Consider the following 15,404-nt stretch of genomic DNA (forward strand, 5'->3'; position numbering starts at 1 on the left):
CCGGAAAGGAGGAAGGGAAAATGCCGGAGGATGACGCTCGGCCGCTGACCGGTGAGCCGGTCGCGCCCATGCGGCTGCGTCCCGAGCCGCCGCGCGTCACGCGGCTGTCGCGCAAGGTGCTCGCCGGGCTCGGCCTCGCCGCCAGCCTCGGCGTTGGCGGAGCGCTCATCTATGCACTCCAGACACGGAACGGCGGCAATCAGGGCCAAGAACTCTATTCGACCGACAATCGCACGACGCCGGACGGCCTCGCTGGCCTGCCAAAGGATTATAGCGGCGTGCCGAAGCTCGGGCCGCCATTGCCGGGCGATCTTGGCCGCCCGATCCTCAATGCGCAGAACGGCGGCCAGCTCGTTCCGACGCCCGGGATTGCCGCGCCGGCGCCCGTCGGTCCCAGCCAAGAGGAACAGCGCCGCCTGCAGGAGCTGGAAGCCGCAAGGACCGCGCGCCTGTTCGCCTCGACGGAGACGCGGCCAGCGACCAGCGGAACAACCGTGCAGCCCGTTACGACCCCGACCCCACAGACCGACCTCACCACCCTCGGCCTCGCGCCGCAGCCGGCGACACCTTCGGCGCAGGACCGCCAGCTCGCTTTCCTGAACCAGACGCCCGACAAGCGCACCGTAGCTCCCGATCGCGTCACCGCGCCCGCATCAGCCAATGTGCTTCAGGCGGGCGCCGTGATTTCCGCCGCGCTCATCACCGGCATACGCTCCGATCTTCCCGGCCAGATCACCGCGCAGGTGACGGAGAACATCTACGACAGCCCGACTGGTAAGATCCTGCTCATTCCGCAGGGTACGCGCGTCGTCGGGCAATATGACGCCGGGGTCGGCTTCGGCCAACGCCGCGTGCTGCTCGTCTGGAACCGGCTGATTTTTCCAAACGGTCGCTCGATCGTGCTGGAGCGTCAGCCCGGCGCCGACGCCGAAGGCTATGCCGGCCTCGAGGATGGCGTCGACTACCATTGGGGCGAGTTGTTCAAGGCCGCAGCACTCTCGACGCTGCTCAGCGTCGGCGCCGAGGCGGGGACCAGCCAGAACGAAAACAGTCTGGTCCAGGCGCTCCGTCAGGGCGCCTCGAACAGCGTCAGCCAGACCGGCCAGCAGATCGTGCAGCGTCAGCTCAATATCGCGCCCACGCTCACCATTCGACCCGGCTTTCCGGTTCGTGTCATCGTCACGCGCGATCTCGTGCTCGAACCCTACGGAGGCTAATGTGCCGAAACTGAAACTCGGTCCGATAGCCAACGACAAACCGGTCAAAGTGACGGTGGAGCTGCCTGCCAGCCTGCACCGCGACCTCATCGCCTATGCTGAAATTCTCAACCGCGATGCTGGTCAAGGACAGGCTGATCCGATCCGCCTGATCGTGCCCATGCTTGAGCGCTTCATCGCGACAGATCGCGGATTTGCGAAGTTGCGGCGGATCTGAGCCTCGGCGCGCTACCACTTCTGATCTCGGGTGTTTCCTTTGGATTTGCCATAGAGCGCGCGAGAGCAAGCAGATTTCGAAATGCCGGATTATCATTATCCCGCAACCAAACCGCTGAGAATGGCAGGGTTTCCCCAGCAATGGGTCGAAAAACGACACCGGGAAACTGTGCTGCCGTCGTCGCCTCACTCGTAATCGTCAGTCCGCGTCCCAACGCCACTAAGTGCATCAGATTATCTCTGCCCACAGCTTGTTGATCAATTTCTGGGTGATGGCCCAGATCTGCGAGCCGCTTCATCAGATAGTCATGGATCTCTTGGCCTGGAGCGCTTTCGCTGACGATGAAGGACTCACCTTCTATATCTTTGAATGTGATTTGCGGGGCATTAGCAAACTGGTGGCTAGACGGCAGCACGGCATAGACCCGCTCAGACCAAAGATGCAGGCTATCACAACCCTCCCACTTGGCTGTTCCGGTGACGAAGGCGACATCGAGCCGGCGCCGACGGATTGCGGCCGCATGCTCGGCAGGATTGCCGTCTGTAAATGTCAGTTTGACGGTTCCGTAGCGCTTACCAAAGGAGAGAATCAGATCGGATAGAAATCCGGATGCCAGTGATGAGAATATCCCAATTTTAACGTGTCCGTCTTCCCCGCGACCGATCGCGCCAACCTCAGTCCTAGCCAGGCCAATCTCCACTAGAGCCTTTCGCCCACGCTGCACAAACTGCATTCCGGCGCGGGTCAATCTTACTCCGCAGGAAGAACGAACAAAGATCGTTGTACCTAGCCGTTCCTCCAACTCGCGGATTCGGCGGCTGATCGCTGATTCCTGCACGCCCAGCGCCAGCGCAGCCCGGCGAAAGCTACCATAATCCGCCGCCGCAATTACAAAGTGGATGTGACGGATCTGCACGGGCATGGCGGCAGTTTCAAAAATAAGAATTGACGATAAACATCGAAGTACGAATATTCAGCCCTGTCGCGTCGATCGAACATCACAGAGATCCAAGTCCGAAATCACACGTTTAACCGAAAGGTACATGAGTTTTCCTATATGTTGTTGCGGCGGAATCCTATTTCTGGAGGCTGGAATTCGAAGATTTCGCGTCCACTAAGGACATTACGAGCTCGCCCACATGGCTGGTGAAATGGGGGGTCGAGCGCATGAGTGCCGCGGAGGTGCGCTCACGCTCGATCACCTCGATGCGGCCGCGGATTTCGGCAACGCTGGGTATATCGCCCAAGCTCGCCGATAGATTCGGCTGTCCTTTCACAACCCTGCCGATCTTCAGCGCCTGACCGACCCGTCGCTCGCATCGGCATGCCGCGAGTTCCGACACCAGCCCGCAACGGCTCTGAACGAACGCGGTCACCGCACCACGCGCCCGGCGCAACCGCTGCCGATATGCCGCGGGATCGATATCCAGAACTTCGGCCGCCTCGGTATCGGTGACTTCGAAGATGTCGCCGAGGATGTAGGCGATCCTGAGCTCTCGCGACAGGCAGGTCAGCATGGCCAGCGTGCAGCCGATCCTCACCTCATCGATGGCGAGTTTTTCCTCGACTTCGTTCAAGCCACGTTCGGCGAGCGGCGACAGTCCGGTTTCCAGATCGGTTGCGAACCCCTGAAACGTCAGCCGCATCGCCTCGATCGCGCCGCGCTTCCTCTCATGGAGTAGATGCCGGCACGCGACGCGCAACGCCCAGCCGCCGGCCGCCTCCGCTTCGCGCACTGAACCAAGGTTAGTGACGATTTTGACCAGGATTTCCTGCGTCGCGTCCTCGGCATCGGCGCGGTTGGCAAGCATCCGCATCGCCAGATTATAGACCGGGCGTTCAGCCGCACGAACGACCGCCTCAAGGGCGGCGCGGTTTCCCTCCCGCGCCGCCACGACCTGTTGGGCGTCAAGCCTGATCATGCTTCGAGAAGCCGCTTCAACGCCTTCAACTCCTTGGCCAGCGTCTCCATCTGCGCGCCCAGCGCACCTTCAAGCATTTCGAGTGGAACCGGCGGCGCCATGAGCACAAAGCTATAGACCGCCCGATCGGCTCCATCCGGGGTAACGCGCGAATAGGCCATGCCGACGGCGCCATCGGGAAAGCTCATCTTCCAGTCGATGGTGCCGTGACCGTCATGGGTGATGGTCTGCAACGAGATCGGCACGGCGCCATTGGGGGTCACCAGTTCGGCCGAACTGGAATTGGCGCTCTTGAAGGCATTGGTCCACTTCGGGAGGTTGGAAGGCTCGGCGACGAAGGTGAATACGGCGCCGGCCGGCTTGTTGATCCCGATGCTTTGCACGTCGAAGGTCTTCATAAAGCTTAACTCCTTGCTGTTGCGGCACCGGCACATCCGGGCCGTATTGATAAGGAGTGAAACGGAGCGGTGGCTGTGACTCAGGAAAGGCAAAAAAGTTCGGACGAAAGCGGTTCGAGTGAAGTGGTGCGCTTCGCGCGCGTTTAAAAATCCTGCACGCGAAGCGCGGGTTTCAAACCGCCGGAGGCGCCCAGGCCATCGGCTTCATCGGCGCGTCGACTTCGGTGTGGGCAAGAGCGTTCGTGAAGTTCGAAAGCACCTTGGTCGAAAGACAGACGAGAACGTCAAGCGCCTGTGCCTTGGTATAACCGGCTGCCAGGAACGCGTTCAGCGCCTCGTCGCCCACGTGACCGCGCTCCTCGAGCAATTTGCGGGCAAAAACGCGCAACGCTTCGAGCTTTGTATCGGCGAGGGGCTTGCCCTCACGCAGTGCGGTGATGATGTCCTGCGGCGCCTTCAGCATCGTCATGATCATCGAATGGCCTGCCATGCAGTAATGGCAGCGATTGTGATAATTCGACGTCATCATGACGATCTGAACCTCAACGGGAGTGAGGCTCGTCTTCTCGGTCGCCAGCTTGTAAAGCGTCGAATAAGCCTCATGCGCGGCGGGTGATTCAGCCAGGATTTTGTGCAAATTCGGCACGAAACCAAACATGGCCTGCGCGCCATCGATGAAGGGAATGGACGCGGTCGGCGCCGTATTCTTGTCGTGATACGTAAACATGTGTTGCCCTTTCTTGGGGGGATTTGAAATCACGCGGGAACGACGTAGCTGGTGATGGTCATGTCGGCGGCCTGGCTGCGCAAAGGAATGAGCGCCTGATAGGCTTCAGACGCATGCCAGGCGTTGAGCGCGTCGATGTCGGGAAATTCGATGATGCCGGCCGTCTGATGCGTCAGCGTTCCGGCCAGGGCCGCAACGGCTTTGCCGCGCAACAGCGCCTTGCCGCCGAAGGGCGCCAGCGTGGGGCCGACGCTTTGAACATAGGTTTGGTAGGATTCTGGGTCCTTGACTGTGGTTGTGACGATAAAAAATGCTGCCACTTTCGGGGTCCTTTCTGCACGAACGACATGAAGCGCCAACGATGCCGCCCCTCGACAGAGGGGGACAGATGCGTTATGTACATAGCTGTATAAAACGGCCAGTCGTTTTTGTCCATAGGTGAACAAAATAAATGTCGAAGTCCGGACGGCCCTCGCAATTTGACCGTGACGCCGCACTCGATGCGGCGCTTATGGCGTTTTGGCGCGAGGGCTATCAGGCGAACTCGGTCAAGGCGCTCTCGGAGCGATTGGGGATCACCCGCTCAAGCTTTTACAATGCCTTCGAGAGCCGCGAGGCCATGTTCATGGAGGCGTTTGAACGCTATCTGGAACGTTCGCCTGACCGGGCACTGGCGGCGGTGCCGCCTGAAGGAAGCATCTGCGCGCTGATAACCGCGACGTTCAGGACCGTCTGTGAGAGCCTCGCCATGGATGTCGATGCGAAGGGCTGTCTGGCCGTCAACAGCGTTGGCGCGCTGTGCAACGTGGATGCCGAATTGGGCCCTGAGGTGGCTGCCCATATGGTCGCGCGGCTCGGGCGGCTTGAGGCATTGCTGGGCGCGGCCGTCGCGCGCGGAGAGCTTCCCCGTGACACCGACATTGCCGCGACCGCGCTTTCGCTGAAAACCTTTCTCGTCGGTTTGAACGTCATGGCGAAAGTGGTGCCCGATCGTGGCGCCTTGTGGCCGGCGGCACGCGCGGTGCTGGCTTCTTTCGGGATATTGCGCGAGCCCGTGACACAGGAAGCTTGAAGATCGCGGAGATTGCCGTCAGCGTCGCGATGTCAGATCGCGGCGCCTGGTACATCGTCATTTGATTCGGCCACTCCCGATCAGTGCGGTCTTTAGGTCATTTTGCCGTCATGGCGGAGGAACGTCTCGACAATACCGAAGAATTCCGGCGGCGCTTCAAGCATCGGATAATGGCCGGAATGCTCGATGATCCGCAGCCGCGCGTTCGGAAGTTGCTTAAGATAGGTCCCCTTGAGGAATTCAGGGCCAAGTGCTTTGTCCGTAGCACCGCCGACGACGAGGATTGGCGCATCGATCTTGCCTACATCTGCGGAAAAATCGGTCGTCGTCCAGGTGCGGAGGTAGCCGAGAAAAGCTTCGCGCGAGATCGCTCCGCGCGCGGCGGCGGTCAATCCTTCGAGAAAGGACGATGAATAGCGCTCACCCGTCAGCGTATTGAAGATGGCCGTAAGCGCGCTGTCATCGTCTGCCGCGCTTTCGAAGAACGTCCGCGTGCCATCATCGACAGGAAAGCCGGAAGCCGGCACCGGCGTCGCAGCAACCGCCGAAGTAATACGCCCCGGTGATTGCAACATCATTTGCTGGATGACCATGCCGCCCATGGAATGGCCGACAACCTGAAAAGCCCGCCATCCCAGTTGATCGCACAGTTCAAGGGCGTCCCTGGCGACCTCGTCGGCGCCATAGGTGCCAGTGACAGCGCGATTGAGGCCATAGCCCCGGAAATCCATTTGTGCGATCGTGAATTCCGTCTGGGAAAAGCACGGAACAATCGTGTCGAAGACGTGGTGATCACTCAGCCATCCATGCAGAAAAAGGACTCTACGTGGTCCATAACCGGAAACGTTCGCTTTCAGGGTCATCATATCCTCCTCGATATTTTCTTTATTGCGGTCGCCACGGCTGATGTGTCCGACCGCGGCCTGGGGGTGGAAGCTCAGGCAGCGAGCATGTTCCGACGCGCCGTCTGGGAGAGCGACAGGCCGTGCCCCGGTGCCGCGCCTGCTGTCAGCATTCCGTTGGAATCGACCTCGGGGACGCCGTCGAGAAGCGGTTCGAGGAGCGGGAAATCCTCAAGCCAAGTGACGTTCGGCGCCGCAGCCGCGACATGAGCAAAGAGACCCGGCAGGAAATGCGGCATGACCTCAACCCCGAAGGCTTCCGCCAAGCGGGACAGGCGCAAGGTTTCGGTCAGCCCGCCCATCATAGCGAGGTCGGGCTGAATGACGGCGCTTAATCCGTCCTTCAAATACGGAAATACCGCCTCGCAACCCTGCAAGTGTTCTCCAGTCGCAATCGCTCCTGGGTGCGCCTTGGCGAGAGTTCGGTACCCTTCGAGGTCGTGCGCTGGAAGCGGTTCCTCGACAAAGAGCCCGCCATTGGCAAGAACAGCGGCAATCAGTGTGCGCGCGGTGGTCAGGTTTCCCTTTTCATTCATGTCGACCATCAGCCATTGATCTGGTCCCATGTGTGATCGGGTAGCGTCGATCAATGTGATGTCCTCGGGTCGACCGGACAGTCTAAGCTTCACCGCTTTGAACCCTTGTTCGCGATGGCGCAGAACTTGATCGGCGATTGCATCTTCCCCTTGGTTCGGTCGATAGCCGCCGCTGCCGTATGCTGGCACGGGCCTCAATGCGCCACCCATCGCGACGCCAAGTGGAACGCCCAGGCGTTTGGCGTGCAAGTCCCAAAGCGCTACATCAAGCGCCGCAAGCCCTATATAATTGGGACCACGCCCTGTCCTGTTGCAGGCTATTTTCACGCGTCGCCAGGTCACTTCCGGATGTTCAACCGGCGAATTCAAAACAATCTCACGACCGATTTGGTCGAGCGCTTTGACAGCGGCAGCACCTCGCCCCCCGATCGCGTAGGAAAAGCCGAAGCCTTCGACACCATCGTCGGCAATGAGATCGCAGACGATGACATCGACTTCCCCGACTCCAGAACCGCCAGTCGCGCTGGGCAATTTATATGTCATCAAACCTGACGAAAGGCGTCGAACTTTCATAGACAAATCCCGGACAGAGCGCTGCTGAGCCCATGAGGGCGAGCTACGAATAATTGCGGACGGTTGCCGGGTTCGTTTCGCCCAATGGAGCCGTTTGCTCGCCCGAAACGATCATCCGTGTTTCGATACCGGTCTGCCGCGGGGAAATCGTTATACTGGTCTCCGAAATGTGGAGTTCATCTGTTAAAGGAAGTGTCATGATAGGAAGAAAGACGGCTCTCAGCATCATCCCCCGCAGCGAAAGCGTGCTGGCGCGCACTCAGATCGAGATGCGTTCCGGCAAGTCGCGGCTCATCGACAATCTGCTGCAAGGCCTGTCCAAGCGTGATCCTGATCTCGACCAGGATCTGATGCAGTGTGGGCTCGGCATTCAAAGCTGCTATAAGCCGCAAACAATCGCGAAAGTGGTCTTCAGCAAACCTGCCTTGCTGCTGGTCGTCTCGGGCTCGAAGGAGATACTGCTTTCAAACAAGCGTTATGTCGCTAAGTCGGGCGAATTCCTTATAGTGCCCGCTGACACGGAATTCTGGATCGGCAAGTATCCGGATGAAGCGACCGGAATATATCAAGGCCTTGGGTTTCGATTCGATATCGAGACGATTCAAGAGTTCCAGAAGAGTTTTGGCCAGGGGATTGAAAGCTGGAATCTCGCGCCGCACTGGCATGCGCCCGCGTCAGAATCTTCGCTCGAATGGGTGGCGCAATGGCTCGATTGGAGCCGGAAATACCCTGTTTCGATACAGATTCAGCGTCATCGCCTGGTCGAGCTGCTACTGCTTTTCGCACAAGCAGGCCTCGCCGGTAATATCCTCGTGAGCCGCAGTCCTAGCTGGCGTCAACGCGTTTCACAAATGCTTGGCGTCGATCCGGCGCGAGCTTGGCGCTGCAAGGAGGTGTGCAAGGCACTGGGCGTTAGTGAGTCAGCCATGCGGCGACGACTGCAGGTCGAAGGTACGAATTTCAGGGAACTTCTCGAAGAAGTCCGTCTGATGTCCGGCCTGACAATGGTTCAGGAAACGCATCTGACGATCTGCCAGGTAGCGGATGCAGTGGGGTATCAATCCCAGTCGCGTTTCACCGACAGGTTCAAGGAACGCTTTGGCGTCACCCCTACGGCGTTGAGGCGTTCAGGACAGGCTTACTGAGGCGAAGATTCCGCGGTTGGGGGCGAGATGCCTGTGCCCCATTGTTTCACCCTCACGCTCGAATTTCGTCAGCTTGAGGGTGCGATGACAGACTTTAAGATGTTAATTGGCGGCGATGAGCGCATCGCCGCAGGCGAAGGCTGGATTGACAGCGTCAACCCGTTCACCGGCAAAGTGTGGGCCCGTATACCGCGCGGGCAGGAAAGGGATGCGATCGCGGCGGTCGAGGCTGCTGCGGCTGCGATGGAGAATCCCGCCTGGGCGAACATTACCGCCAGTCAACGTGGTGCGCTTCTGCGCAAGGTTGGCGATCTCATCCACGACAACGCTGAGCGCCTTGCTGATCTCGAGGTCCACGACAATGGCAAGCTTAAGGCCGAAATGCTTGGCCAGCTTCGCTACCTGCCGCAGCACTATTACTATTACGGTGGTCTTGCCGACAAAATCGAAGGGGCGGTCATTCCTTCCGACAAGGCGGGCATGTTCACCCACACGGTATATGAGCCGCTCGGCGTCGTCGTCGCCATCACCCCGTGGAATTCGCCATTGTTGCTGACGACATGGAAGCTCGCGCCGGCGCTGGCGGCTGGCAACGCCGTCGTCATCAAGCCTTCCGAACATGCTTCCGTGTCGATGATCGAATTCGTGAAGCTGTTTCTTGAGGCGGGGTTCCCGCCCGGTGTGGTGAATGTCGTCACCGGCTATGGCAACGAATGCGGCGCGGCGCTGGTGGAACACCCGAAGGTCGCGAAAGTCGCCTTCACGGGAGGCGATGCTGGCGGCAAGGCGGTTTATCAGGCTGCCGCCAAGACGCTCAAACACGTCACGCTCGAACTCGGTGGTAAATCGCCGAACATCGTCTGTGAGGATGCGGATATCACGCAGGCGGTGAAGGGCGCTGTCTCCGGCATTTTTGCCGCGACCGGTCAGACCTGCATGGCTGGGTCGCGCTTGTTGGTCCATGAGGCGCGTCACGATGAATTCGTCGCTGCTCTGCGTGCCTTCGTCGCTGACGCGAAGATGGGCGACCCGATGGCACTCGACACGCAGATCGGTCCGGTCGCGACATTGCCGCAATACGAGAAGGTGCTCGATTACGTTGCCATTGCGACCGCAGAGGGAGCCACGCTGGCGCACGGGGGCAAGCCCTATCGCGGCAGCGGATGCGAGAACGGCTGGTTCGTCGAACCGACGATTCTGACCGATGTCACCAATTCGATGCGCGTTGCCAGGGAAGAGATCTTCGGACCAGTACTCTCGGTCATCCGCTTCAAGGATGATGATGAGGCAATCGCGATCGCGAACGACACGCCCTATGGCCTTGCCGCCGGTGTGTGGACAAACGACCTTACCCGCGCCTTCCGTTACACCAAAGCGCTGAAGGCAGGCACGGTTTGGGTCAACGCCTATCGCGTCGTGAGCTACGCGGTGCCGTTCGGCGGCTTCAAGCAATCGGGCATCGGGCGCGAGAACGGTCAGGAGATGATCAAGGAATATCTCCAGACCAAGAGCGTCTACATCAATCTCGAGAAGGACGTTCCGAACCCGTTCGTCCTGCGCTGAGGCGCGATTGGCGCGACGCTCTCGCGAGAAGGGCGCGCGCATGTGCGGGAATCAAGGAAACATCAAACAAGGAGTGGGGCATGGAAGCGTCTTTCCTTATGCCGACACACGTCATCCATGGCGCCGGGGTCCTCGCGGGCATCGGCTCAGCCATTGCGGCGATGGGCATCCGGCGCGTTCTGGTCGTTACCGATGCCAATATTACGCCGCAACCGTTCTATGTGGCAATTCTCGACGCATTGGACAGAGCGGGTATTCGCGTGAGCGTCTATGACGGCTGCCGGATCGATGCGCATCTCGATGAGGTGGACGAGCAGGCCGCGCGCGTGAGCGCAGGTTCGCTCGAAGCGGTGATCGGCGTCGGCGGAGGCTCAGTGCTCTGTGCCGCCAAGGCCATCGCGATTGTCGCGAGGAACCCGCCGACATTTCGTGCCTGCGCCGGCGTTGCCCGATTTTCCCATCGCGCTTTGCCCATGTTCCTCGTGCCGACAACCGCCGGGTCCGGCGCCGAGGTATCCCAGTTCACACTGGTGAAGGATGACGCGAACGGCGTAAAATTCGTGGGCGGCGGCCCTTTGAGCTTTCCCACCATGGCGTTCCTGGATCCGGTCGTGCTGGCCGCTATTCCTGCCCGCCTTGCGGCGATTTCAGCAGTCGATGCCTTGACTCATGCGGTGGAGGCGATGTTCACCGAGTTCGCAACTCCACTGACCGACGGTCTTGCGATGACCGCGATTGGTCTGCTGATGCGCTCGATCACCTGCGCGGTCACGACACGCGCCCCCGACGCTTGTGCTGATAATTTGCTGGGCTCGGCAATCGCTAACATGGCGTGTGGCAATGCTCGACTTGGCCTTGCGCACGCGCTGTCGTTACCGCTGGAGGCTCGTTGTCACGCGCCGCACGGCATCGGCGTCGGCGTTCTTTTGCCTCACGTCCTTGCCTTCAACGCGCCGGAGGCACCAGCAAAGGTGCGGATGATGGCGGCGGCGATGGGACTTAAGGCTGGCGACGGCGACGCCGCAGCACTGGCCGACGTCCTCGCAGCGCTTGGCCAACTCTATGACGAGATCGGCTTTCCGCATCATTTCGATGGTCATTTCGACAAGCCCTCGTCGCTGCGTGAGATTGCCGAGGCTGCATTGCCCGGGCTATATGGGATGGCCCCAGCGGAGCCGGTTACGGCGAGCTCAATCATCGCCTCGCCGAATGTCCGCCGGGCTAGCGTTGAGGATGCGAGTGCGCTGTATGCGGCGTGTTTTGAATCCCTCGATCGTGCCCGGATATAGGCCGAGCCGACGTTTCGCCGGACGTTCCTCATCCAGTCCAAGCGATAACAACGGCAAGTTTTCTCGTCCCTGGTTCTGGCGCAGCCGCAGCAAGCGAAAACGGTCTCATCGACTCAGAGGGAGTGTCCGGCCGCACGGCGACCAGCCACGCCCAATAAAGTAGGGCGCCAACGTGGAGCGATCTCCGCCAGCGCGCGGTTGGAGGACGGACTTTGGCAGGCAAGCTCTGTACCGATGGGCGATTGGGGCGAACGGATAGCATTTACAGGCCAGAGGTGATGTGACGAGCCTATATAGCAAAAGACAAGAGAGTCGCCTCAGGCGGCCAGCACGGTCACCACCAATGGTGACTCAATGATAAGCGGGAGGACTGAAATGAAACTGAAATTCACACTCGTCGCCTTGACGTTCGCGATGGCTCCGCAGGCTTTTGCGCAAGCTGTCGATTACCCCCAGATGAACCTTCGTCTCGCGCATTTTGGGCCGAAAATTTTCGTCCAAAGCGGTATCGATCAATGGTGGGCCGACGAAATCAAGAAGCGCTCGGGCGGCAAGATCAATATCAGGATCTTCTGGGGGGGATCGGCGGGCCAGCCGCTGGAAATCCTGGGTTTGGTCGGTTCGGGCGCCGTTGATTTCGGTGCCGTGCCGCAGGCGTATTTTCCCAACGAATTGCCGCTGATCGGGGCGCCCAATTCCGTGCCCTATGTCTTCAAGACACCCAAGGCGGCGGTTGCGGTCTCGGCCGGGCTGGTGGCGGAGAACAAGGCGGTTCAGGAAGAGCTTCGCAGGAACAAGGTGAAACCGCTCTTTTTTCATCCGATGAACCCGTATTATCCGCTCTGCACCAAGCCGGTTAAGGTGATGGCCGACTTCAAGGGGCTGAAAATCCGGAGCTTTGGAGCCTATCAGCCACCGATGTGGGACGCGCTCGGTTCGGTCGGGGTGAACGTCCTTCCCTCGGATATCTACGAGGGCTTGCAGCGCGGGCGTCTCGATTGCGGGTTCTACTCGGCTGATCTCTACAAGGTCACGAAACTGTACGAAGTGGCCAAGCACCTGTCGACCGCCGGTGTCGGACCGGTCGCGACCTGGCCGATCTGGGTCAATCACGACAAGTGGGAGAGCAGCTATCCGGCCGAGGTCAAGAAGCTGATCACCGAGGTCAGCGAAGAGGCCGCCGAGCGTAGCATGCGGGCGATCGCCGAGGCTGAAGCTGAGGCGCTCGACTTCCTCAAGAAGCAGGGCGTTGCGGTTGTCGATTTCGCCGAACCCGATGCCTATCGCGCGGCGATCCCCGATATGCGCGACGTCTGGTTCAAGAGCATGGTGTCGAAAGGGTTGGGCGAGCAGGCGAAAACCGTGCTTGATTACTGGCGCGCCAAGCAAGCCGAGATCGAGTAGGGCGGACGCAAATGCACTCGATTCATCTTGTAGGTCGCGGCCTTGACCGGGCACTGCGAGCCGGCACTCTGCTGTGCGTGAACGTCGCCGGGGCCCTGATCCTCCTGATCGTCGGTATCGGCGCGCTCGACATGGTCATGAGTTTCGCGCTGAACAAGCCGATCGCCGCTGCGACGAACCTGTCCGAGGAACTGTTGCCCCCCTCGGTCTTCCTGTCGACAGGCATGGTTGTTCGAAACCGGGCCGATATCGTGGTCGATGTGCTCACGGAATGGATGAGCGAGCCTGTCAAGCGAGTGGTCGGAGTGCTAGCGGCGGTCCTGTCCTTCGTGTTTCTGGGCATCCTTGCGCTCGGCGCCGTGAAGCTTGCTGTGTCCAGCGTGGCGATCCGCGAAACTGCTGTCGCGGCCGGCGAATTCGCCGTCTGGCCCATGAAGGTCGCCTTTGCCATCGGCGTGTGCATGACGAGTTTCGAAGCCGCGCGGATCGTCGTCCTGAGCCTGATCGCCCCTGCGGATGTCATTCCGGCCGCAAATAAGAACGAGGAGAACTGAGTTGGGTAGTCTTGCTCTTGGTGGCCTCGCGATCGGCGTGGCGCTCGTTCTCACCTTGATTGGCGTTCCCGTGGCATCGGCGCTTGGCCTCGTTGGCCTTGCCGGTCTGTTCATGGTCGGCGGGCAGACATTGCTCGCGTCTTCGGCCGAGACGCTCGTGTACAATGCGCTCAACCAGTATTCCTTTATTGTCATCCCGACTTTTGTGTTGATGGGAATTCTCGCCCACCGCGCGGGGGTGACGAGCGATCTGTATGAAGCGTTCTATCGCATACTGGCACGGGTCCGCGGCAGCCTTTTCATTGTGACGATCCTGTCCTCGGCCGGATTTGCCACGATATCCGGCTCGACCGTTGTCAGCGCCGCGGTCTTTACCCGGCTGTCTTTGCCGCAGATGAAGCGGTTCAACTATGATTCCGGCGTCGGTGCCGGGTGCATTGCAGCTGCCGGCACATTCGCTTCGCTCATTCCGCCGTCCATGATGATGGTGATCTATGCGCTGCTGACGGGCGAATCCATCGGACGCCTCTTCGTGGCGGGCGTCATCCCCGGCATTTTCACGGCGATTGCGTACGTGGTCTTTGTTTTCATTCTGGTGCGCGTTCGGCCGGCCGTGGCGCCGGAAGTGGGGAGAGCTTTTAGCACACAGGAGAAACTCACTGCCCTGACCCGTACGGGGCCCTTCCTTGTGCTTGCGGCGATTGTGGTCGGCGGGATCTATAGCGGCCTAGTGGCTCCTACGGCGGCCGGTGCGATCGGAGCGCTCGGTGCGCTGGGCATTGCCGTCTGGCGTGGTGTGGGCAAGCCGAAAATGATTCGGGAGGCACTGGAGGAGACGGCAGTCAGTTCAGGGACGATCTTCCTCGTTCTGATCGGCGGACTCCTGTTCGCGCGCTTCCTTGTTTATTCCGGCTTCATTTCCGAGCTCGTCGATGCGATCTCAGCCAGCGGCATTGCGCCGTGGCAGGTATTGCTGGCGGTTGTGATCGCGAACCTGATCCTCGGCATGTTTATGGACACTGTCTCGATAACAGTGGTCACCGTCCCCTTTCTTCATCCGATCATGGTGGGGCTGGGGTACGATCCGATTTGGTTCGGCATCGTCCTCATCAAGCTCATAGAGATTTCAGCGATCACGCCTCCGGTCGGGCTCAATCTCTTCGCGGTCATGGCGTCGGCCCGAACGGAGATCACATCGCGAGAACTCTTCCGTGGCGTAATCCCATTCATCTGCGTGGAGCTGGTCTTGCTTACGATCATTATTGCTCTTCCGAAACTCTCGCTTTGGCTACCGGAGCAAGTTTACGGACCGTGAAACTGAACAGCCTCGATTTTTCTAGACGCGACATCCATGGCCATCCTGCGCTGATGTCAGCACACCTGCATTGAATGGCACTACGTCGCGCCGGGAAAGACCATGCAGAACGGCTTCATCGAGAGCTTCAATGGGCGCTTCCGAGATAAATGTTGAACGAAAGGCTCTTCTCGACGCTCGCGGAGGCCTGCACAGCAAACCTAAGCCGCTGCCCAGAACAGCAAGTTGAGATGGTTGCGTGCCCCCGCAACCAGAACTTTGAACCTCATCCAACACTTTATCAAAAGCCCCGCTTGGCTCTCGCCAGCGGGGCTTTTGCTTGTGTCCGCTTTCGGCACGGCAATCTCCCCATTCTCAACGAGGCTCGGGGGTAGAATTCACGCAGCGATCATCAATTTCTGTGCGGGTGTGAAGCCGCCGATGGTCATGTAGGGCCGTTCGTTGTAAGCGGTGTGCCGGTCACACCTCTGCAGCGAAGTTCCATGGAAGCAGTTCAACGACCTTACCCTGCTGATGGCCGTTGGCGACGGCACTGAGGGTTGAGCTCAGCCAAGCGTGAGGATCCACAGC

General features: G+C 59.9%; 17 protein-coding genes and 1 pseudogene. 10 read left to right on the top strand and 8 right to left on the bottom strand.

The genetic code is table 11. The annotated features are described in order from the left end of the window. The first annotated feature begins 20 nt into the window (after nt 1-20). On the top strand, nt 21-1,217 hold the full coding sequence (locus C8348_RS19970; protein ID WP_106755085.1) for a TraB/TrbI/VirB10 family type IV secretion system protein: 1,197 nt from the start codon (nt 21-23) through the stop codon (nt 1,215-1,217). Between the two features lies 1 nt (nt 1,218). Continuing rightward, nucleotides 1,219-1,434, top strand: a complete 216-nt coding sequence (locus tag C8348_RS19975) for a DUF2274 domain-containing protein (protein WP_106755065.1) — start codon at nt 1,219-1,221, stop codon at nt 1,432-1,434. On the opposite strand, the gene C8348_RS19980 is transcribed toward C8348_RS19975, so the two are convergent. The 5 genes from C8348_RS19980 to C8348_RS20000 all read right to left on the bottom strand — a co-directional run bounded on the left by C8348_RS19980 (nt 1,391) and on the right by C8348_RS20000 (nt 4,840). Further along, nucleotides 1,391-2,356: a LysR family transcriptional regulator gene (locus tag C8348_RS19980; protein ID WP_106755066.1), complete on the bottom strand. Its 966-nt coding sequence runs from the start codon at nt 2,354-2,356 to the stop codon at nt 1,391-1,393. The two genes, C8348_RS19975 and C8348_RS19980, sit on opposite strands and share 44 nt — an antisense overlap. Nucleotides 2,357-2,510: 154 nt before the next feature. Beyond that, nucleotides 2,511-3,356 carry an RNA polymerase sigma factor gene (locus tag C8348_RS19985; protein ID WP_106755067.1) on the bottom strand — a complete coding sequence of 282 codons (846 nt, stop codon included), beginning with the start codon at nt 3,354-3,356 and terminating at the stop codon, nt 2,511-2,513. After that, nucleotides 3,353-3,754: an SRPBCC family protein gene (locus tag C8348_RS19990; RefSeq protein WP_106755068.1), complete on the bottom strand. Its 402-nt coding sequence runs from the start codon at nt 3,752-3,754 to the stop codon at nt 3,353-3,355. Before C8348_RS19990 ends, C8348_RS19985 begins: the two co-directional genes overlap by 4 nt. Before the next feature lie 172 nt (nt 3,755-3,926). Next, nucleotides 3,927-4,412 carry a carboxymuconolactone decarboxylase family protein gene (locus tag C8348_RS19995; protein WP_198647161.1) on the bottom strand — a complete coding sequence of 162 codons (486 nt, stop codon included), beginning with the start codon at nt 4,410-4,412 and terminating at the stop codon, nt 3,927-3,929. 98 nt (nt 4,413-4,510) lie between these two features. Further along, nucleotides 4,511-4,840, bottom strand: coding sequence for a DUF1330 domain-containing protein (locus C8348_RS20000; RefSeq protein ID WP_157950485.1), 330 nt, complete (start codon nt 4,838-4,840; stop codon nt 4,511-4,513). A gap of 92 nt (nt 4,841-4,932) precedes the next feature. On the opposite strand from C8348_RS20000, the gene C8348_RS20005 reads away from it, so the two are divergent. Continuing rightward, nucleotides 4,933-5,553: a TetR/AcrR family transcriptional regulator gene (locus tag C8348_RS20005; RefSeq protein WP_106755070.1), complete on the top strand. Its 621-nt coding sequence runs from the start codon at nt 4,933-4,935 to the stop codon at nt 5,551-5,553. A gap of 92 nt (nt 5,554-5,645) precedes the next feature. On the opposite strand, the gene C8348_RS20010 is transcribed toward C8348_RS20005, so the two are convergent. Further along, nucleotides 5,646-6,416 (bottom strand): alpha/beta fold hydrolase, encoded by a 771-nt coding sequence (locus C8348_RS20010; RefSeq protein WP_157950486.1) that lies wholly within the window; start codon nt 6,414-6,416, stop codon nt 5,646-5,648. 74 nt (nt 6,417-6,490) lie between these two features. Next, nucleotides 6,491-7,564 carry a mandelate racemase/muconate lactonizing enzyme family protein gene (locus tag C8348_RS20015; RefSeq protein ID WP_106755072.1) on the bottom strand — a complete coding sequence of 358 codons (1,074 nt, stop codon included), beginning with the start codon at nt 7,562-7,564 and terminating at the stop codon, nt 6,491-6,493. A gap of 197 nt (nt 7,565-7,761) precedes the next feature. On the opposite strand from C8348_RS20015, the gene C8348_RS20020 reads away from it, so the two are divergent. The 7 genes and pseudogenes from C8348_RS20020 to C8348_RS20050 all read left to right on the top strand — a co-directional run. After that, nucleotides 7,762-8,709, top strand: coding sequence for a helix-turn-helix transcriptional regulator (locus C8348_RS20020; RefSeq protein WP_198647162.1), 948 nt, complete (start codon nt 7,762-7,764; stop codon nt 8,707-8,709). 84 nt (nt 8,710-8,793) lie between these two features. Continuing rightward, a complete protein-coding gene (locus C8348_RS20025; protein ID WP_106755074.1) occupies nt 8,794-10,272 on the top strand; it encodes an aldehyde dehydrogenase in 1,479 nt (492 codons plus the stop codon). Between the two features lie 80 nt (nt 10,273-10,352). Continuing rightward, the gene (locus C8348_RS20030; RefSeq protein WP_106755075.1) at nt 10,353-11,561 is read left to right on the top strand and encodes an iron-containing alcohol dehydrogenase; all 1,209 of its coding nucleotides are present in this window, start codon (nt 10,353-10,355) and stop codon (nt 11,559-11,561) included. Nucleotides 11,562-11,936: 375 nt separating this feature from the next. Then, complete coding sequence (dctP, locus tag C8348_RS20035; RefSeq protein WP_198647163.1) at nt 11,937-12,965, top strand: TRAP transporter substrate-binding protein DctP; 1,029 nt, start codon at nt 11,937-11,939, stop codon at nt 12,963-12,965. An 11-nt stretch (nt 12,966-12,976) separates the two neighbouring features. Beyond that, the gene (locus C8348_RS20040; protein WP_106755087.1) at nt 12,977-13,519 is read left to right on the top strand and encodes a TRAP transporter small permease; all 543 of its coding nucleotides are present in this window, start codon (nt 12,977-12,979) and stop codon (nt 13,517-13,519) included. Nucleotide 13,520: 1 nt separating this feature from the next. Further along, on the top strand, nt 13,521-14,834 hold the full coding sequence (locus C8348_RS20045; RefSeq protein WP_157950489.1) for a TRAP transporter large permease: 1,314 nt from the start codon (nt 13,521-13,523) through the stop codon (nt 14,832-14,834). Nucleotides 14,835-14,903: 69 nt separating this feature from the next. Continuing rightward, nucleotides 14,904-15,028 (top strand): annotated as a pseudogene (locus C8348_RS20050) (integrase core domain-containing protein); the annotation flags it as partial. Nucleotides 15,029-15,293: 265 nt separating this feature from the next. Here the strand turns inward: C8348_RS20050 and C8348_RS22640 are convergent. Continuing rightward, nucleotides 15,294-15,401 carry a hypothetical protein gene (locus C8348_RS22640; protein WP_482811895.1) on the bottom strand — a complete coding sequence of 36 codons (108 nt, stop codon included), beginning with the start codon at nt 15,399-15,401 and terminating at the stop codon, nt 15,294-15,296. Nucleotides 15,402-15,404: the final 3 nt, after the last annotated feature.

Origin of the sequence: Pannonibacter carbonis (assembly GCF_003012935.1) — a bacterium.
GTDB lineage: Bacteria > Pseudomonadota > Alphaproteobacteria > Rhizobiales > Stappiaceae > Pannonibacter > Pannonibacter carbonis.